Source organism: Vibrio proteolyticus NBRC 13287 (assembly GCF_000467125.1).
Classification (GTDB): Bacteria; Pseudomonadota; Gammaproteobacteria; order Enterobacterales; family Vibrionaceae; genus Vibrio; species Vibrio proteolyticus.
Window position 1 is genome coordinate 1 of sequence record NZ_BATJ01000028.1, and the last position, 18,495, is coordinate 18,495.

Consider the following 18,495-nt stretch of genomic DNA (forward strand, 5'->3'; position numbering starts at 1 on the left):
GCGTAAGTTTTTCCCATCGGTGTGAAATTCTTACCGCTTCGGATTTTAGATTTGTTTACTGATTTTTCTATATTACTGATTTTTAATGGTTAGTTTTGTTGGCACGGCTTTCGCTACCTTGTATTCAACCTCTTCTAATCACTAAGGAGCGTATGATGAAAAAGCGTAATCAAAAAGTATTGATCCCGATGCTAACTCTGATGCTGAGTGCTGGTCTGGTCGCGTGCAGCGACGACAACAGCGCCGAAGATGTCGGTGAGAAAATCGACCAGGCGGTGACGGACACCGGCAATGCTATCGAAGACAGTTGTGAAAACCTCAAAGAATCGGCCAACGCGCAAGACACGGATTGTTAAATATCCTGTGTGACTGGGCTCCCGCTATACTCAATACGTCTGGCGGGAGTGAATCTGATGGCAAAATGAGGTGAAGAATGCGGGTTGCAACGTATTACATGATGGGCTGTTTTGGCGCCTTAATTCTGAGTCTGCTTAGCCCTTGGTGGGGATTGAGCCTGGTGATGCTTTGGACGGCGTTGTCACTGGCGCTGGTGGCGTTGGCGTATTACAAAAACAATGGACGTATCTTTCGTAAAAACAGTGACGGCCGAATTCCGAAAGGGGTGCGGGTATTGTTTTGGCCGTTTATGTTGGGGGTGTACGCGTACAACTATCTGGTGCGATCGCGCTCTTCTACGCCCAGCATTCAGCAAATCGAACCCGGGCTTTACCTCGCAGCGCGCCTGACCCCCGCAGATGTTGAGGCGTTGCATCAGTATGAAGTCAAAGCCGTACTGGATGTGACGGCCGAATTTGAAAGCCTCAATATGTCTTTGATGGGCGAGGGGATCGATTACCTCAACGTACCGGTCCTCGACCACGCCTACCCGGAATTTTCCACCTTGCTTCAGGCGGTGCGTTGGATCGAAGCTCAGCGCAAAAAACAACGCGCCGTGGTGGTGCACTGTGCGCTGGGTCGCGGCCGATCTGTGATGGTCATGGCCGCCTACTTGCTGGCTCGGTCACCGCAAAGCAGCATTGAGGAAGTGATGCAGCAGATCCAGTCGATCCGTCGCAGGGCACGGCTGAACTCAACGCAGTACCGGGCTCTGGAGCGTTACATTGCCAACCAGGAGTTTGGTCTGAGTAAACCCAAAGCGTGGCTGATTGCCAACCCGGTCTCCGGCGGCGGTAAATGGCCAGCGAACAAAGAGGGCATCATCGTAGCGTTGTCTCCGTATTTCTCTCTGGCGGTGCAAGAAACCAGTGAGCAAGTCTCGGCGGCACAGCTGGCCCGTCAGGCTTTGCAAGCCAAGCCGGATCTGGTGATCGCTGCCGGGGGCGATGGTACGGTTAACGAGGTGGCGGCCGAATTGGTCGGCAGCTCGGTACGCTTTGGGATTCTGCCGCTTGGCACCGCCAACGCTTTATGTCATGCGATGTGGGGAATTCGTTCCAAACTGACGCCTCTGGCCACCGCCTGCGAAGCCATTATTCATGGCGATACCCGTATGATTGACGTCGCGACCTGTAATCAGCGGATTGCGTTATTGATTGTCGCGGTCGGCTTTGAGCAGCAGATGATCGAGTTTGCCAATCGGGAAGCGAAGAACAGCGATGGTCAGGTGGCGTATCTGAAAGGCTTTTTAAATGCGGTGACGAATGGCGACAGCATTACGCTCAAGGTCCGCTTTGATCAGGAAGAAGAGCAGACATTAGAGACACAGAGCATCGTGATCGCCAATGCTGCGCCGTTCAGTACCTTGCTGGCGCAAGGCAGTGGCGAGCCGGACATCAACGACGGCAAGCTGGACGTCACCTGGATCCCCAAAGCCGAATTGCCGGGCATGCACGTTCTGTCACTCACCGAACTGGCTGTGGCGGGGGTAACGTCGGAAAAATTGGGCAGTTTCACTGAGCACCGTCAGGTGGAATCGGTGCGCATTCAGCATCCTGACGGCCTCAAGTATGTGATTGATGGTGAACTGTTTGAGAGCAGTGTGCTTGATATTGCGGTGCGCCCGGACGCACTAAAAATCATGTCGCCCAGAGCACCGCAAAGCGGCGAGATCACCCTTTAACTTTTGGCCTGATAGCGTTCCAGTTTGTTGTACAGAGTTTTGACACTGATACCGAGATCGGACGCGGTCTCGGTTTTATTGCCTTGATTTTCTTGCAAGGTATTGAAAATGGCTGCTTTTTCAATCTCTTCCAGTGCGACGCCAGCAGGAATCGCGGCTTCCAGCCTCGACGGCGATTGCAGTGGCGGTGCATCGAACACCAGATGGTGTGACTCAATCTGTTGATCCGCCAGTATGTACGCCCGTTCAATACAGTGTTTCAGCTCACGGACATTCCCCGGCCAGTCGTGCGTTGCCAGCGCGTCAATGGCTTGAGGCGAGATGGCTTTACTTTGCTGCTCTTCGGCATTACGGTGGGCGAGAAAATGCTGCGCCAGACCGCTGATGTCATCGCCCCGCTCACGCAGTGGTGGTACATGGATTGGAAAATGCGCCAGGCGAAAATACAGATCTTCGCGAAAGCGTCCCTCTTCGATCGCTTGCTGAGGATCGCGGTTAGTGGCCGCCACGACCCGGACATTGGCGCGACAGCTTTGTTGGCTGCCCACCGGGCGGTATTCCCCGCTTTCCAGCACGCGCAACAGCTTGACCTGATGCTCCAGCGGCATTTCGGTCACCTCATCGAGAAACAACGTACCGCCTTCGGCCTGACGAAAAACACCCGCGTGGGTTTTGTTGGCGCCGGTGAAGGCGCCTTTTTCGTGTCCGAACAGCTCACTGTCCACCAACTCCGGGCTGATCGCTCCGCAGTTGATGGCGATGAAAGGCTGCTGAGTTCGCGCGCTGGCAAGGTGAAGGGTATTGGCCACCAGTTCCTTACCCGCACCGCTTTCACCGACGATCAGCACGTTGGATTCGGTTTTCGCTACCCGGCGCAGTGTGCGATACATGGTGTGCATTTCTCGGGATGATCCGACCAGCAGACCAAATTGATCCAGCGGACTGGCCTGAACTGCGGCCGTTGGCGGACCAGATTGGTGCTGTTCAAAGTGGCGAGCTATGTCGCTCAGGGTATCATGCAGTAGTTCGTGATTGAGTGGGTGGCGAAAGTGGAACACACTGCCGCTCAACATTAATTGATCAATGTGCGGATTGGGAGTGCCGTCGCTGAGCAGGATCACGTCGGTGTCGGTGACTACGTGGGAGGCGGCCAACTCGGTCAGTTCATTAGCCGAGAAATAACGGGTATCCAGTAGCGCCACGTCGGTATCAGCCTGCTCAAGCTGACTCAGCCAGTGTGTCTGGCCGTTTGCCTCGATAAGGGAAAATTGCGACAACACGCCGTTGCGGGTCAGAGCGTCAACATGCTGAGGATCGGAGAGTAACACGAACAAAGTAGGCAGAGACATGCACGGTTCCTTTGCGGTGAATGAACCTTCACTGTATGTAATCGGATGCATTCTCTCAAGCGGCGCGCTGTGTTTTTAACCGCAGTTTTACGTATAAGTTGGTATAAAGATTGTTTGTCATCTCAGAGTGAGAGAAATAACAGCCAGGAGGTGGAAGTGACTCAGGAGAACGAAAGCGTTGTTTCGCTGGCCGATGCTCATCAAGTGCGCTTGGTCATGGCGTGGTTGCAGGCCAGCCTCAACCACGCCAGAGTGCAGTGGCACGCCACCACGCACAACCACAGTCTGCAGCGCTCATTGGCGAGGCTGATGAGCCTGAAGCGTCAGGCCATCCGTGCGCTGGGCAAAGAGTTGGGAGGCTGCCAGCCAGTGTATCTGGTGACGTCGCACTGCGAGGGAATGCCGGCGTTGATGGAACAAAACCGGCTACTGATTCGCCGTGCGCGTCAGGTCAGTAAAACCTTGCAAGATAAGAGACTGATTCACATGGTGTCGTATTGGATTGCGGCGTTGCAGATGGAAGTGGAAACCGCAGCACTGACTTGGCGACGTTTGCGCTGAGCGCGTATAAAAGTTACCTCCGGACAGGAATTTTTTTCATAGCTCGGCGAGCAGTGTGGTTTAAGTTTTGTTTTAAGTAGTTGATTTATAATTATTTGATTGATTGGCACGCCTTTGGCATAGATACAAATGGACATTTTATATTTGTATGACCAGACCACAGAGGAGACGAACATGAAATTTTCAACGTTAACTCAAGCGCTTATTCTGACTCTTGGCGTGAGTGTATTCAGTGCCAGCGCGGCGGACAGCAATCAGTGGAAAGACAGTGCGCAGGATGGCTGGATCGACGGCAAAGCCGAGGCGACGCTGCTGTTTAATGGCAATCTGAACAGCTTTGATATCAATACCGATGTGAAACAAGGGGTGGTGTATCTGACCGGTAATGTGGACAGTGATGTCGACAAACGCCTGGCCGGTGAGCTGGTGCGCAACATAGATGGGGTAAAAAAGGTCGACAACCAACTGACGGTAATGGATGAGAAGCAGCAGAGCAGTGATCTGAAACAGGATCTGGTGGACTCAAAAATTGCCACCGTAGTCAAAACTTCCTTGTTGCTCGAGCCGGATGTGAACGGTTCGGACATCAATGTTGATGTTGAGCAGGGTGTGGTTACCCTCAAAGGGGAAGTGGAATCGGACGCTATGCGTCAGCTCGCATTGCTGCTGGCGAAGCATACCGATGACGTGAAAAAGGTCGATGATCAGCTCAACGTGGTCACCCAGTAATCATTCCAATCGTTGCCGCAGCACACGTTGCGGACACAACACGAAAGGCGCTCTTAGAGCGCCTTTTTTATGCGCGTTACCCTTTGCACCAGCACAGCGGAACCTGCTGTTGTAGGGCGTCCAGTAACACCGACAGACGCAATGGGTGGCGACCTGCCGGGGTATAGCAGGTGATAGCGACCGGTTCGGACAACCAGCTGTCGAGACAAGGAACGATGCGTCCCGGATGGTGGCGCTGGTAACCCTGCACGGTCCAGGTAGGCAGCAGGCCAATGCCGTGTCCGTTGGCGATCGCATCAATCTGCAACGCCACGTTGTCGCTGTGCAGGCGGCTGGAGAGCGGCTCGAGCTTAAACTCGCCGTGCTCACTGTGGTGAAGCGTCAACTCACGTTCGCGCAGGCAACCGAAATCGATCCATGGGTGACGATGCAATTCCTGAGGAGACGTCAACTGGCCATGCTGACGCAGATACTCCGGCGATGCGTAAGGCGCATAGCGCCAGTAACCCAGTGTTTCTTCGCGCCATTCGAGTGAGGGGCAAGGCCCGACCCACAGCACCAGATCCGGCTCATTATGGGTGCTGTTTACATCGCTGCTCAAGCGGATTTTGACGTCCGGATTCTCACTCAGGAACTGATTGAGTACGCCACTGAGCCAACTGCGCACTAAAGCGGCGTGACACACGATGTGCAGTTGTCCGGAGATTTTGTTGTTCAACCCCTGCAGCGCATCCTGACTCTCATCGGCCAGCTCCAGCATCTGCCGGCTGTAACGGGCGAAGATTTTGCCGGCTTTGGTCAGTACCAGCCGGTTGCCTTGCCGGGCGGTCAATGCCTGACCGACGTCTTCTTCTAATTGCGCCAAACGGCGGCTGATGGTCGATTTCGGTTGATTCAGAGCTTTGGCTGCCGACGTCAGACTTTTGTGCTGGTTGAGCGCATCAAAAGCCCGGATAGCCGCGAGGTCATGCATCTTTTACTCCTCATGCTGTGCAGTGACCAAGTTCCATTTATGGGAAGAGTCATTCCATAACTCTGTCTATGCATCGCTGTCTATTTGTGAATAATCGTTTCGAAAATAATAATCATTATCAATAATGGAGTTCAAGATGTCCACTATTAAACTGCCGGCCGCAGGTTCTGCCGGCATGTTGGCTCTGTTGGCCATTCCTCAGGTCCACGCCGATTCTGCAACCAAACCCGAAACTGTGGTGGTAACCGCTTCCGGTTTCGAACAAAGTCAGGCCGATGCTCCGGCCAGTATCAGCGTGGTAACGCGCGAAGAGCTTGAGTCCCGTTACTACCGTGATATTACCGACGCACTGAAGAGCGTGCCGGGTGTGGTGGTGACTGGCGGTGGAGATACCACTGACATCAGCATCCGCGGGATGGGGTCGAAATACACCCTGATCCTGGTGGACGGCAAACGTCAGAGTACCCGCGAAACGCGTCCGAACAGCGACGGCCCGGGTATTGAGCAGGGGTGGCTGCCACCGTTGCAGGCGATTGAACGTATCGAAGTCATCCGTGGCCCGATGTCGACACTCTACGGTTCGGACGCGATCGGTGGTGTGATCAACATTATTACGCGCAAAGACAGCCAAAGCTGGAACGGTAATATCCAGCTCGGAACGGTGATCCAGGAAGACCGCAAATCGGGTAACGAACAGAGCGCTAATTTCTATTTGAACGGCCCGCTTTCTGACGCTCTGTCGCTCCAAGTTTACGGCCAGTATACCCAGCGTAACGAGGACGATATTCCTCACGGCTATGAAGACAAAAGCCTGCAGAGCCTGACGTCGAAACTGACTTATCATTTGAATGACCGTCATTCGTTCCAGTTAGAAGGCGGGACGTCGGCGCAGGATCGCCGCGGCAATGTGGGTCATTCGGTTCCGACCAGCGGTTGTCGCGGTGAGTGTGAAGACAGCGAAAATGAATACCGTCGTAACTATGTGGCTCTGAGCCACAGCGGTGACTGGCAGGAATGGGGGTATTCGGAAACTTACCTGCAGCGTGAAGACAGCCGCAATAAGTCGCGTAAGATGGAGATTGAGAACACCACCTTTAAATCCAGCCTGGTGACGACCCTGTCATCCCATGTGCTGACGACCGGTATCGAAGCCACGCACGCTAAACTCAATGATGAGACTTCAAATGAAGCATCCAGCCAGTCGAAAATTTCGAACAGCCAGTGGGCGTTGTTTGTGGAAGACGAGTGGACCATCATTGATCCGTTCAGCCTGACGTTAGGCGGACGTGTCGATCATGATGAAAACTACGGCACGCACTTTAGTCCGCGTGCATACGGTGTGTGGAGTATCGATTCTGACTGGACGCTCAAGGGTGGCGTAGCGACCGGTTTCCGTTCACCGCAGCTGCGTGAAATAGCACCAGGCTGGGCGCAGGTCAGCCGTGGCGGCAACATTTACGGTAACCCGGATCTGGAGCCGGAAAAATCGATCAATAAAGAGATCAGCCTGATGTATCAGGGGGAATACGGGATTGATGCGTCACTGACCTTGTTCCACAACGACTTCAAAGACAAGATCACTCGCGTGGTATGTCCGGCATCGGTCTGTACCGACGGCGCCAACGAGTGGGGCTCGGATCCAACTTACCGCATCAACGTGGATGAAGCGGTGACACAAGGGGTGGAAGCGACGTTTGCGATGCCACTGACGGAGACGGTTTATCTGAGCACCAGCTACACCTACACCGATTCTGAACAGAAAACCGGTGAATACAAAGGTCAGCCACTGCAACAACTGCCGAAGCACCTGTTCAATGCCGATCTGAGCTGGCAGGCGACTGCCAAGCTGGAGAGCTGGGCGAAGCTGACCTACCGTGGCAAAGAGATGGATCCGACCACCGGACCCTCGTCGGGTAGCCTGATTGAGCCGGCGTACACGTTTGTGGATACCGGTGTGACGTACCGTCTGACGCACAACACCACGTTGAAAGCGGCGATCTACAACCTGTTTGATGAAGAGATCAGCTACGAAGAGTACGGGTACATTGAAGATGGCCGTCGTTACTGGCTGGGTCTGGATGTCGCGTTCTGAGCACTGAGGCTCGATCACGGAACTGAACACAGGCCGGAATGTATTCCGGCCTGTTTTGCGTTGGTCTGTTCACTCATTCAACGGATGCGCTTTGGTCTGGTATCGGTTAGTATCTGGGGCACGAAAATGATGTAGAGCGATGGAAGTGATGCTGAAAATAGCGATCAATGGATTTGGGCGCATCGGTCGCAACGTGTTGCGTGCGGTGTACGAAAGCGGTAAGAGTCAGCAGATAAAAGTGGTCGCCGTGAATGAATTGGCGCAACCCGACGCGATGGCGCATCTGCTTCAGTATGACACCAGCCACGGCCGTTTCGGCAAGAAAATTTCCAATGATCAGGAACACATCTATGTTCATCATGACAGTGGTGAATTCGATTCGATCCGCATTCTGCACCTGAGCGATATTGAACTGTTACCGTGGCGTGATCTTGACGTCGACATTGTCCTCGACTGTACCGGCGTCTTCGGCGCTCAAGTGGATGGTCAGGCCCATATTGCCGCTGGTGCGCGTAAGGTGTTGTTTTCCCATCCGGGCGCCAGCGATCTCGACAACACCATTATCTATGGGGTGAACCACGATACGCTGCAAGCGACGCACAAAGTGGTGTCCGCTGGATCTTGTACCACCAACTGCATTGTCCCCATCATCAAAGCGCTCGATGACGCGTTTGGCATTGATTCCGGGACCATCACCACGATTCACTCGTCCATGAATGATCAGCAGGTCATTGATGCATACCATACCGACTTACGCCGTACCCGGGCAGCCAGCCAGTCCATTATTCCTGTAGACACCAAGTTGCATAAAGGAATTGAAAGAATCTTCCCGAAATTTTCCAACAAGTTTGAGGCTATTTCGGTGCGGGTGCCCACAGTCAATGTCACTGCCATGGATTTAAGCGTCACAATTAATACAAATGTGAAAGTTAATGACGTAAATCAAACCATAGTTGACGCTTCTCAGTGTACATTACACGGCATTGTTGACTATACTGAAGCTCCGCTCGTTTCCATCGATTTTAACCATGATCCGCACAGCGCGATCGTCGACGGTACCCAGACCCGGGTCAGTAATGGCCGACTGGTGAAAATGCTGGTCTGGTGTGATAACGAATGGGGCTTTGCGAACCGCATGCTGGACACAGCGCTCGCAATGCAGGCCTCAGAAAATCCGAGTGACTGAGGCGTGGAGAAATATTTATTTTTAACCTTGAAATAAATGAGCCGTATCTCCATATCAAAAGTAGTTTGAAGAATTTACAAGTTCGGCAGGGTGGCCGGGCTTTCCAAAAACTTTAATTATTTATTATTTGAGAGGACACAACATGTCTGTAATCAAGATGACTGACCTGGATCTTGCAGGTAAACGCGTATTCATCCGTGCTGATCTAAACGTGCCAGTAAAAGAAGGCAAAGTGACGTCAGATGCTCGTATCATCGCATCACTGCCAACGATCAAGCACTGTCTGGAAGCGGGCGCGAAAGTAATGGTGACGTCTCACCTAGGTCGCCCAACGGAAGGTGAATACGCAGAAGAGTTCTCTCTACAGCCTGTTGTGAACTACCTGAACGACGCTCTGGACTGCGACGTGAAACTGGCGAAAGACTATCTGGATGGTCTGGAACTGAACGCGGGTGAACTGGTCGTTCTGGAAAACGTTCGCTTCAACAAAGGCGAAAAGAAAAACGAAGAAGAGCTGTCTAAGAAATACGCAGCCCTGTGTGACGTATTTGTGATGGATGCATTCGGTACGGCTCACCGCGCTCAGGCATCGACTCACGGTGTCGGTATGTTTGCGCCTATTGCTTGTGCAGGTCCTCTGCTGGCGAACGAACTGGATGCACTGGGCAAAGCGATGGACAACCCAGCACGCCCAATGGTGGCTATCGTTGGTGGCTCTAAAGTGTCAACCAAACTGACGGTGCTTGAGTCACTGTCTAAAATCGCTGACCAACTGGTTGTTGGCGGTGGTATCGCCAACACGTTCATTGCCGCTGCCGGCCACAACGTTGGTAAGTCTCTGTACGAAGCCGACCTGGTGGATACCGCGAAGAAACTGATGGAAGAGTGTGCCATTCCAGTTGCCACTGACGTAGCGTGTGCCAAAGCGTTCGATGAAAACGCAGAAGCTGAAATCAAACACGTTTCTGAAGTGCAAGACGACGACATGATCTTCGACCTTGGCCCAGACTCAACCGCCGCTTTGGCTGAAATCCTGAAAGGTGCGAAAACCATTCTGTGGAATGGCCCGGTTGGCGTATTCGAGTTCAAGAACTTCGAAGCCGGTACCAAAGGCATTTCTGAAGCGATCGCCGCTTCTGAAGGTTTCTCTGTTGCTGGTGGCGGTGACACGCTGGCTGCGATTGACAAGTTCGGCATCAAAGCGGACGTGTCTTACATCTCGACTGGTGGCGGTGCGTTCCTTGAGTTTGTTGAAGGTAAAGTACTGCCAGCAGTAGAAATGCTGGAAGCACGCGCTAAAGCGTAATGAATCAATGAAAGCGGGGGAAATCTCCCGCTTTCTTGTTTGCTGCACGCAGGGGGCTTCTCTGCTAGAATAGCCCTAGTTGTGAGCAAACGTTTGCAAGAATTTAAACTTAACAAGTTTTATTTTTAAAACGACAGATAAATAGGACTCTATCCATGTCTAAGATCTTCGACTTCGTAAAACCAGGTGTTATCTCTGGTGATGACGTTCAGAAAGTATTTGAAGTTGCTAAAGAGAACAACTTTGCACTTCCAGCGGTTAACTGTGTAGGTACTGACTCTGTAAACGCAGTACTAGAAGCAGCAGCGAAAGTTAAAGCACCAGTTATCGTTCAGTTCTCTAACGGTGGCGCAGCTTTCTTCGCTGGTAAAGGTCTAAAACTTGAAGGTCAAGAAGCACAAATTCTGGGTGCAGTAGCGGGTGCAAAATTCGTTCATACTGTGGCTGAAGCTTACGGCGTGCCTGTTATCCTGCACACTGACCACGCAGCGAAGAAACTGCTGCCTTGGATCGACGGCCTGCTGGATGCTGGTGAAGAGTACTTCGCGCAAACTGGTAAGCCACTGTTCTCTTCTCACATGATCGACCTGTCTGAAGAGTCTCTGGAAGAAAACATCGAGATCTCAGTTAAGTACCTAGAGCGCATGGCGAAAATGAACATGACTCTGGAAATCGAACTGGGTTGTACTGGTGGTGAAGAAGACGGCGTAGACAACTCTCACATGGACGCGTCTGAGCTGTACACTTCTCCAGAAGACGTAGCTTACGCGTACGAGAAACTGAACGCGATCAGCCACCGTTTCACTATCGCAGCGTCTTTCGGTAACGTTCACGGCGTTTACAAGCCAGGTAACGTGGTTCTGACTCCAACTATCCTGCGTGATTCTCAAGCGTACGTTTCTGAGAAATTCGGTCTGCCAGCGAACTCTCTGAACTTCGTATTCCACGGTGGATCAGGTTCTTCTTTGGAAGAGATCCGTGAGTCTATCTCTTACGGTGTTATCAAAATGAACATCGACACTGATACTCAGTGGGCAACTTGGGATGGTATCCGTCAGTACGAAGCGGACAACCACGATTACCTGCAAGGCCAAATCGGTAACCCAACCGGTGAAGATGCGCCAAACAAGAAATACTACGATCCACGCGTATGGCTGCGTGCGGGTCAGGCGTCTATGGTTAAGCGTCTGGAGCAAGCGTTCGCAGACCTTAACGCGGTTGACGTACTGTAAGGCGTTGACTTAACGCATTCAAAGCCCGCGGTAACGCGGGCTTTTTTGTGCCTGTGATATATCAAATATGCAAAAAATCACACTTAAAGCTCGCCACCCTATGGCGAAATGGAAAAACATTTCTTACTCTTGTAACACGTGCGAACTAGACTCGGCCGAAATGTCTTGATTTACAACTCTTTGCAAAATTCTTACTTTGCAAAACGTCACTTTTAAGATATTGTGCCAAAATTCTGACGCATGTTTGGCAAACTGATCATTTGCTCGCCCATTCCCTGGGTGTATTGCAGCACATTTAATAAAAATTCTATTGTTAGAGGATACGTATATGGCAGGGGAATCTGCGGAGGTTCAAACTCCACTTATTGATGGTTTGGCAAGTGCTGAATCATGGCTGACAAATAACTCTGATCTGCTGATCCAGTACGGAGTTAATATCATTTCTGCACTGCTGATCCTGTTTATCGGTAACCTGATTGTGAAAGCAGTGGCGGGCAGTGTCTCTAAAGTCCTGAAGAAAAAAGACATGGATCCGGCCGTTGTCGAGTTTGTACATGGTCTGGTTCGTTACCTGCTATTTGTGATCGTACTGATCGCGGCATTGGGTCGTGTTGGCGTACAAACTGCTTCCGTGGTTGCGGTTATCGGTGCGGCAGGTCTGGCCGTTGGTCTGGCCCTGCAAGGTTCTTTGTCTAACTTTGCGGCGGGCGTACTGATTGTCGCTTTCCGTCCGTTTAAATCTGGCGACTACGTTGAAGTTGCTGGTGTGGCGGGCTCGGTGGATTCTATCCAGATTTTCCAAACGATCCTCAAAACACCAGACAACAAGATGATTGTTCTGCCAAACTCTGCCGTTATTGGTGGTGCAATCACCAACTATTCTCGCTACGACACTCGTCGTGTTGATTTCCTGATTGGTGTGTCTTACAACGCGGACCTGAAAAAGACCAAACAAGTGCTGCGTGAAGTGGTTGAAAGTGACCCTCGCGTTCTGAAAGATCCCGCAGTGAATGTCTCTGTGCATGCGCTGGCGGATTCTTCCGTGAACCTGGTAGTACGTCCTTGGGTAAACAGCGCAGATTACTGGGCTGTGTACTGGGACCTGACTCAAGCGATGAAAGAAGCGCTGGACGACAACGGTATCGAAATTCCATTCCCGCAAATGGACGTTCATCTGAACAAAGTCGACTAAATAGACGATGCATTAAAAAGCGAGGCTCCGGCCTCGCTTTTTTTATCTCTTTAGCACACGTTATATTTCATACAGTGGGTTTGGCAGCGCCTGTAAGACGTTGGCCAGTTCGGCACCGGAAATGCCAAAGGTCATGTCCGGATAGCCGGGGGTATAGAGCACCTGCGGATGCTGGTAGAGACGGGTATCGACGATCACGCTGACCTGTTCTGGCATCCCAAATGGACACACAGCACCAGGCACACAGCCGAGCTCGCGGGTCATTTCCTTATCGCTGCAGATGGATGGACGCTTGCCCGTTGCAGCCTTGATGGCTTTGGTGTCGAGTCGCGAGTCTTTGTCGGTCAGATACAAGGCGTAATCACCGCCTTTAAGTTTAAGAAACAGGCTTTTGCTGTGCGTGCCACTCCAGCCCAGTTCTCTGGCTACCCGCTCATCCGTGACAAAGTCCAGAATGGGTTCATGCTGCCATTGTGCATATCGGATGTTGAGCTGTGTCAGCAAGCCAACGTTGCTTTGATAGATCTTTTCCAGTGATGACATATTAACCCCAATATTGCGTAATCAACTCTTGGCTGAGTGAGGCAGCGATAAGCAGCATCATACCCGCCACCGCCAGATCAATTCCTTGCTTCACTCGCGGTTTTGATAATGTCGGCCCGAGTTTGGCGGCACCGATCGACAGGCTGTAGAACCAGACAAACGACGCGATGATGGTGCCAAGCGCAAACGCGATTCGATCATGCCCTGCAAATTGTCCGCCGATTGAGCCGAGAATCACCACGGTATCGAGATAGAGGTGCGGATTTAACACCGTTACTGCCAGAGCGCCGAGAATGACGGTGCGCCGTCCTCTGGCCATCGCTTCCGACGGGCTCGTATCGTTGCCGCCTGAACTGAAAGCACTTTTTAGTGACAAGCCGGCATAAAGGGTAAGAAACGCAATGCCGCCGAGCGTCACCAGAGTCAGCAGGGTTTCATTCTGCGATAACAAGGCACCACCACCGAATATACCGAGAGAAATAAAGAACATGTCCAGTACGCTACAAACGGTGGCTGTGGTCAAATGATGGTGGCGATTAATCCCTTGATTGAGCACATACGCATTTTGCGCGCCGATAGGAATAATCATGGTTGCTCCTAAGCCAAACCCTTGTAACATCAACCAAAAATTCACTTTTTTCTCCTTTCATCATGGTCTTGGTTGTGAATGCCTGCCACCTTAAACCGGATATCTTTATAAGTATAATTAATGATTTTAATCTATTATAAGTTTGTCTAATTTTATGGGGACAGGGCCATGCGCGGGTTGGATTACAAATGGATAGAAGCGTTAGAGTCGGTGATCACGCAGGGCAGCTTTGAGCGAGCTGCCGATAGTCTGTATATCTCGCAATCGGCGGTCTCACAGCGTCTTAAGCAACTGGAAAAGTTTCTCGCTCAGCCAGTGTTGGTTCGCGAGCAGCCGCCAAGAGCCACTCCGGTGGGAAAAAAGCTGCTTGGCCTCTATCATCGTATCCAGTTGTTAGAGAGCGAACTGATGCCGGAGTTGACCAATCAGGAGCATGAGCGGCCGCTACCTGTGTCGATTGCAACCAATGCAGACAGCCTGGCGACCTGGTTGCTACCGGCACTGTCGCCAGTGATGAAACAGCGTCATGTCGAGTTGCATCTGGTGGTGCATGGTGAAGCCCGCACCATTGAAAAGCTGAAAAATGGCGAAGTAACAGGGGCCATCAGTCTGGAAGCAAACGCGTTGCCGGGTTGCAATGCGGTGTACCTTGGCCGGATGGACTATGTGTGCGTCGCCAGTCCGGAATTCTGTCATCGCTACTTTCAAGCGGGGGTGAATCGGGAGACGTTACGCCGGGCGCCGGCGGTGTCGTTTGATCAGCACGACGATCTGCATCATCAGTTTCTCAACCAGCACTTTAATTTGTCGCCAGATTGCGTCACCAACCATAGAGTGGCCAGCTCAGAAGCGTTTGTGAAACTGGCGTTGTCCGGGGCGGCGTATTGCCTGATCCCCAAATTGCAGATTCTGGATGAGTTGCAAAGCGGCGCGCTGGTGGATTTGATCCCGGGCTTTTTGATCCCTTACCGGATTTACTGGCATCACTGGCAACTGGAAACCGGGATCCTGCAAACCATCTCGGAAGCGATCACCGGCTACGCAGCGCAGATTTTACCCAGATAGACGTCGGTCAAAGTTGTGTCAGATCGTCGTTTAAAAGCTAGTCAATCCGGAGTAAAAAACTATGATGTATGGGAATCAGTTACATAAGGTGAACGTATAACTATGAAGATGGTATCTCGCTTTGTACTTGTGATCTCCGGATTGTTCAGTGCGGCAGCGTTGGCGGAAGCGCCAGGCTTTCCCCATCTGGTGACCACAGGTTATGGAGAAATTGTAGCCAAACCGGACATGGCCGAGTTTTCGGTGCGAGTGGTGGAGTCCACTATGACCGCAGAGCAGGCGAAGCAGGCAGTCGATAAAACGGTCGACAGCTATCTCAAAAGTCTCGCCGATCTGGGGGTGAAGCCCGAGAGCATCAGCAGCTCGAATCTGTATCTCGCACCTCAGTACCACTATCCAAAATCGGGTAAGCCGGAGTTGGTGGGCTATCGAGCGTCGCGCAATATCACCGTGACCGTCGATGATCTGGCCAATTTAAATCAATATTTGGATCTGGCACTGAGTGACGGCGTTAACCAAGTGGATCAGATCAAACTCAAAGTGCGCGATGAGAGCAAATATCAGGCTCAGGCGCGTCAGGCGGCGATTAAAGATGCCATGAACAAAGCCGCGTCTTTGGCGCAGGGCTTTGATAAAAAACTTGGTGATATCTGGCGCATCGATTACAACACGCCGAATGTCCAGCCTGTGCTGATGCGCTCAATGGCGATGGATTCCGCGCGCAAAGAATCGAACTCGTACCAAGACTCGACACTGGTGATCCATGACCGTGTCGACGTCATTTATAAATTAAAAGATTAACTTCTTACCGGGTACGATTTAACCCTACAGTTTTTGCTGGAATGAGAACCCACTATCAGTTTTGACGATTGATAGTGGGTTTAATTTAGACACCGATTCCAAGTAGTATAATCTTTTCCGTTTTTGCTGGAAGAGACGATAGCGTAATGAAGTACACCAAAATCGCAGCCTATTTGCTGGTGACGTGTTTTGTTTTCGCCGTCATTGTTTCCGCCTACTACTATCATCGCTACCTGACACTGCAACACAACGTGGTGGAAAAAACCGCCCAGGACGCCCTCAATCAACTGACGTACAGTGAACGGGAATACGACACCCTCAAAGGGCAGTTGCGCTCGACGGTCAAACTGCTGGCCAACAGTCAAAGCATGTTTGATTACGCGATTTTACCCAATACTGAGCACCGCCAGGTGCTGGAGAATATTTGGGAGTCGGTGGCCACCAGTCAGAAATGGTATAAGCAGATTCGCTACATCAGTCGAGCCGGAAAAGAGCTGATCGATGTGGGCTACACCCGCAACCCCGGACATTCTTTTGTGCGCAACGCACTTCAGAATAAAGCCTCCCGTGATTACTTCAAATATGCTCAGTCGCTGGAAGCCGGTGAGGTGGCGCTTTGGGGGATTGATCTGGAAACCCACGACGGGGAATTGGTCGTGCCCTATACGCCGGGGTTGCGTCTGATTTCTCCGGTTACAGTATTGGGGAAACGCATGGGCTATCTGGTGCTCAATGTGGATGTGAGCTATCTATTTTCACGCATGAACTACTCCCCGGACAGCGACTTCAATCCGGAATTGCTGAATCAGCAAGGCTACTACCTGTCGAGTGACAACAAGAGCAAGTTGTTTGGTCATATCCTGAGCGAGCGTCAGCAGTACAATGTCGCCAACCTGTTTCCCGCCGTGTGGCAAAAGATGCAACAGCAGCCCTACGGCTACGCCAGGGAGCAGGGCGGGATCATCGCGTTTCGTCGGATTGAGCTGGTGCCGGGAAACAGCATGTATCTGATGGCGCATGTTGATCGGCAACAGATCCTGCAACGCCATGCGCGTGACTTTGACGACTTATTGCAAGAAGCGATTTTTGTCTTGATGATGGTGCTGTTTTTTGCGCTGCCCATCGCTTCGGTAGGGTTGCATTACCACCGGCGTAACATTGAAAGCCAGCTTGCCCGTGCCGCACTGAGCGGCATGTCCGCCGTGATGATTTCTGACGCGCACCACAGTGTCATTATGACCAACGATGCGTTTACCAAACTGACCGGACGTACACAGAAACAGGTGCAGGGCCGCAATGCGCTCAAAGTGTTGTTTGGTGAAAAGCGGTTGGAGTCGATGCTGAAAATTGTTGACCGGGTTGGTCAAGAGCGCCGTTGGGAAGGTGAAGTGGAGTTCGATATCAACGATCAACCAGGGCCGGTGACGGCCATCATGCGGGTTCAGGCGGTGTTGTCGGAAAACGGCAAAATCAGCTATTACATCACCTCGCTGGTCGATATTTCCGATCGCAAAGCGCTTGAGTTTCAGCTACGTGAACTGAGTGAGAAAGATGAACTGACCAAGTTGTGGAACCGACGTAAGTTTGAAAATGAGCTTAAGCGCCACGCTTTGATGGTGGAGCGTTACCCGGAACGCAATCGGGTGTGCTTAGCATTGATCGACATCGATCATTTCAAGCGCATCAATGATCACAAAGGGCACGATGAAGGCGATCGAGTGATCCGAGCGGTTGCAGAGGTCATGACAGACACGCTGCGTCAAACCGACTTTATTGCCCGGATTGGTGGTGAGGAGTTTGCGGTGATCATGCCGCACACCACGCTTGAAGAAGCTGAATCCGCATTAAACAGGCTCCGTATTGCGGTTGAGCTGGATGCGCGCATTAACACCACCATCAGCGCCGGGTTTACCGATCTGACTCACGATAATACTCGTTGTTACAAATGGGCCGATGTAGCGCTGTATGACGCCAAAGCGTCAGGCCGCAATCAGGTCGCGTACTGTTTGAGCAGCGAAGAGGTGGCGTAAAAGTACAGTTTGATTGCTCTGGCGGTTCAAGCGAGATCGAGCGCGCGCTCCAGCTGCTGTTTATGATCAGTCAGTTGTTGCTCAAACAGAGCGGTCGCTTGTTCGGTGTCTTTGGCCAGTGCGGATTTCATCAAACGCTCATGGGTGTCGATATCGAGTCGGGGAGTGAAATGACGCTGATGCATGGCGTACGATTGATAGCGTTTAACCTGATTAAACGTCTGATTGAAAAACTCACACAACCGCTGCGCGCCCGCACCATCCAGCAGAGAGTGGTGAAATACCTGGCGGCGGTCTTCAAGGGAATGCCAGTCCTCATCGCTGTGGTTTTGCAAGCGGGACAAACGGTGGAAAGCGGTCAGTACTTCCAGCTCCCAGCTTTCATCGCCGTGTTGAATCGATTTGACGAGCAAAATGCGCGATAGCACACTCAAAGTATCGAATAAGTCGCTCAGATCGTTTTTGCAGATCGGGGCCACCCAGCAGCCTTTTTGGGGTTCTAGTGTGACGTACCTGGACCAGGACAGCTGGACCAGCGCTTCCCGGATCGGTGATGCCCCCACACAATAACGCTCCTTTAAATCGGCAACGACCAGCTTTTGTCCTGGTTTCAGTTCACCAGCCAGAATGTCCGTACGGATGATTTTTGCGATTTTGTCAGCTAACGTCGGGCTGGGCATACCGGCATTCCTCAAAATAAACGGTAAGTTAATGGTATGAGGTACTTATAAATATTTTTAATGATATAGCGTTCTGAATATGCCAGC

The 18,495-nt window shown here is 51.8% G+C and carries 17 protein-coding genes; 12 read left to right on the forward strand and 5 right to left on the reverse strand.

Going from position 1 to position 18,495, the window contains the following annotated elements:
* The first annotated feature begins 155 nt into the window (after positions 1–155).
* A complete protein-coding gene (locus VPR01S_RS20655; protein ID WP_021707313.1) occupies positions 156–356 on the forward strand; it encodes a hypothetical protein in 201 nt (66 codons plus the stop codon).
* 77 nt (positions 357–433) lie between these two features.
* Positions 434–2,080 (forward strand): diacylglycerol kinase family protein, encoded by a 1,647-nt coding sequence (locus tag VPR01S_RS20660; RefSeq protein ID WP_021707314.1) that lies wholly within the window; start codon positions 434–436, stop codon positions 2,078–2,080.
* Here the strand turns inward: VPR01S_RS20660 and VPR01S_RS20665 are convergent.
* The gene (locus VPR01S_RS20665) at positions 2,077–3,429 is read right to left on the reverse strand and encodes a sigma-54 interaction domain-containing protein (protein ID WP_021707315.1); all 1,353 of its coding nucleotides are present in this window, start codon (positions 3,427–3,429) and stop codon (positions 2,077–2,079) included. The two genes, VPR01S_RS20660 and VPR01S_RS20665, sit on opposite strands and share 4 nt — an antisense overlap.
* Positions 3,430–3,585: 156 nt before the next feature.
* On the opposite strand from VPR01S_RS20665, the gene VPR01S_RS20670 reads away from it, so the two are divergent.
* Entirely contained in the window at positions 3,586–3,990 is a 405-nt protein-coding gene (locus VPR01S_RS20670) for a hypothetical protein (RefSeq protein WP_021707316.1), read from the forward strand.
* Positions 3,991–4,164: 174 nt separating this feature from the next.
* Complete coding sequence (locus tag VPR01S_RS20675; RefSeq protein ID WP_021707317.1) at positions 4,165–4,719, forward strand: BON domain-containing protein; 555 nt, start codon at positions 4,165–4,167, stop codon at positions 4,717–4,719.
* 76 nt (positions 4,720–4,795) lie between these two features.
* On the opposite strand, the gene VPR01S_RS20680 is transcribed toward VPR01S_RS20675, so the two are convergent.
* A complete protein-coding gene (locus VPR01S_RS20680) occupies positions 4,796–5,692 on the reverse strand; it encodes a LysR family transcriptional regulator (protein ID WP_021707318.1) in 897 nt (298 codons plus the stop codon).
* A 136-nt stretch (positions 5,693–5,828) separates the two neighbouring features.
* Between VPR01S_RS20680 and VPR01S_RS20685 the strand changes: the two genes are divergently transcribed.
* The 5 genes from VPR01S_RS20685 (at position 5,829) to mscS (ending at position 12,700) form a co-directional block, all read left to right on the forward strand.
* Positions 5,829–7,784 (forward strand): ligand-gated channel protein, encoded by a 1,956-nt coding sequence (locus VPR01S_RS20685; RefSeq protein ID WP_021707319.1) that lies wholly within the window; start codon positions 5,829–5,831, stop codon positions 7,782–7,784.
* 148 nt (positions 7,785–7,932) lie between these two features.
* Positions 7,933–8,970, forward strand: coding sequence for an erythrose-4-phosphate dehydrogenase (gene epd / locus VPR01S_RS20690; RefSeq protein ID WP_040903257.1), 1,038 nt, complete (start codon positions 7,933–7,935; stop codon positions 8,968–8,970).
* A 142-nt stretch (positions 8,971–9,112) separates the two neighbouring features.
* Positions 9,113–10,276, forward strand: a complete 1,164-nt coding sequence (locus VPR01S_RS20695; protein ID WP_021707321.1) for a phosphoglycerate kinase — start codon at positions 9,113–9,115, stop codon at positions 10,274–10,276.
* 155 nt (positions 10,277–10,431) lie between these two features.
* Entirely contained in the window at positions 10,432–11,508 is a 1,077-nt protein-coding gene (fbaA, locus tag VPR01S_RS20700; RefSeq protein WP_021707322.1) for a class II fructose-bisphosphate aldolase, read from the forward strand.
* A gap of 328 nt (positions 11,509–11,836) precedes the next feature.
* Complete coding sequence (gene mscS / locus VPR01S_RS20705; protein ID WP_021707323.1) at positions 11,837–12,700, forward strand: small-conductance mechanosensitive channel MscS; 864 nt, start codon at positions 11,837–11,839, stop codon at positions 12,698–12,700.
* A 60-nt stretch (positions 12,701–12,760) separates the two neighbouring features.
* On the opposite strand, the gene VPR01S_RS20710 is transcribed toward mscS, so the two are convergent.
* Positions 12,761–13,243, reverse strand: coding sequence for a YbaK/EbsC family protein (locus tag VPR01S_RS20710; protein ID WP_021707324.1), 483 nt, complete (start codon positions 13,241–13,243; stop codon positions 12,761–12,763).
* Position 13,244: 1 nt separating this feature from the next.
* Entirely contained in the window at positions 13,245–13,877 is a 633-nt protein-coding gene (locus VPR01S_RS20715; protein WP_021707325.1) for a LysE/ArgO family amino acid transporter, read from the reverse strand.
* A gap of 123 nt (positions 13,878–14,000) precedes the next feature.
* Here VPR01S_RS20715 and VPR01S_RS20720 point away from each other — a divergent pair, with 123 nt between their 5' ends.
* The 3 genes from VPR01S_RS20720 to VPR01S_RS20730 all read left to right on the forward strand — a co-directional run bounded on the left by VPR01S_RS20720 (position 14,001) and on the right by VPR01S_RS20730 (position 17,728).
* Positions 14,001–14,897: a LysR family transcriptional regulator ArgP gene (locus VPR01S_RS20720; RefSeq protein WP_021707326.1), complete on the forward strand. Its 897-nt coding sequence runs from the start codon at positions 14,001–14,003 to the stop codon at positions 14,895–14,897.
* A gap of 102 nt (positions 14,898–14,999) precedes the next feature.
* Positions 15,000–15,698: an oxidative stress defense protein gene (locus tag VPR01S_RS20725; protein ID WP_021707327.1), complete on the forward strand. Its 699-nt coding sequence runs from the start codon at positions 15,000–15,002 to the stop codon at positions 15,696–15,698.
* A gap of 146 nt (positions 15,699–15,844) precedes the next feature.
* Positions 15,845–17,728, forward strand: coding sequence for a sensor domain-containing diguanylate cyclase (locus VPR01S_RS20730; RefSeq protein ID WP_021707328.1), 1,884 nt, complete (start codon positions 15,845–15,847; stop codon positions 17,726–17,728).
* 26 nt (positions 17,729–17,754) lie between these two features.
* Here the strand turns inward: VPR01S_RS20730 and VPR01S_RS20735 are convergent, their stop codons facing one another.
* Positions 17,755–18,408: a GntR family transcriptional regulator gene (locus VPR01S_RS20735; RefSeq protein ID WP_021707329.1), complete on the reverse strand. Its 654-nt coding sequence runs from the start codon at positions 18,406–18,408 to the stop codon at positions 17,755–17,757.
* Between the last annotated feature and the right edge of the window lie 87 nt (positions 18,409–18,495).

Bases quoted from the DNA above. Each gene is read 5' to 3' on its own strand.
- VPR01S_RS20655 (WP_021707313.1), top strand. From the start codon at position 156: ATGAAAAAGCGTAATCAAAAAGTATTGATCCCGATGCTAACTCTGATG.
- VPR01S_RS20660 (WP_021707314.1), top strand. From the start codon at position 434: ATGCGGGTTGCAACGTATTACATGATGGGCTGTTTTGGCGCCTTAATT.
- VPR01S_RS20665 (WP_021707315.1), bottom strand. From the start codon at position 3,429: ATGTCTCTGCCTACTTTGTTCGTGTTACTCTCCGATCCTCAGCATGTT.
- VPR01S_RS20675 (WP_021707317.1), top strand. From the start codon at position 4,165: ATGAAATTTTCAACGTTAACTCAAGCGCTTATTCTGACTCTTGGCGTG.
- VPR01S_RS20680 (WP_021707318.1), bottom strand. From the start codon at position 5,692: ATGCATGACCTCGCGGCTATCCGGGCTTTTGATGCGCTCAACCAGCAC.
- VPR01S_RS20685 (WP_021707319.1), top strand. From the start codon at position 5,829: ATGTCCACTATTAAACTGCCGGCCGCAGGTTCTGCCGGCATGTTGGCT.
- epd (WP_040903257.1), top strand. From the start codon at position 7,933: ATGCTGAAAATAGCGATCAATGGATTTGGGCGCATCGGTCGCAACGTG.
- VPR01S_RS20695 (WP_021707321.1), top strand. From the start codon at position 9,113: ATGTCTGTAATCAAGATGACTGACCTGGATCTTGCAGGTAAACGCGTA.
- fbaA (WP_021707322.1), top strand. From the start codon at position 10,432: ATGTCTAAGATCTTCGACTTCGTAAAACCAGGTGTTATCTCTGGTGAT.
- mscS (WP_021707323.1), top strand. From the start codon at position 11,837: ATGGCAGGGGAATCTGCGGAGGTTCAAACTCCACTTATTGATGGTTTG.
- VPR01S_RS20710 (WP_021707324.1), bottom strand. From the start codon at position 13,243: ATGTCATCACTGGAAAAGATCTATCAAAGCAACGTTGGCTTGCTGACA.
- VPR01S_RS20720 (WP_021707326.1), top strand. From the start codon at position 14,001: ATGCGCGGGTTGGATTACAAATGGATAGAAGCGTTAGAGTCGGTGATC.
- VPR01S_RS20725 (WP_021707327.1), top strand. From the start codon at position 15,000: ATGAAGATGGTATCTCGCTTTGTACTTGTGATCTCCGGATTGTTCAGT.
- VPR01S_RS20730 (WP_021707328.1), top strand. From the start codon at position 15,845: ATGAAGTACACCAAAATCGCAGCCTATTTGCTGGTGACGTGTTTTGTT.
- VPR01S_RS20735 (WP_021707329.1), bottom strand. From the start codon at position 18,408: ATGCCCAGCCCGACGTTAGCTGACAAAATCGCAAAAATCATCCGTACG.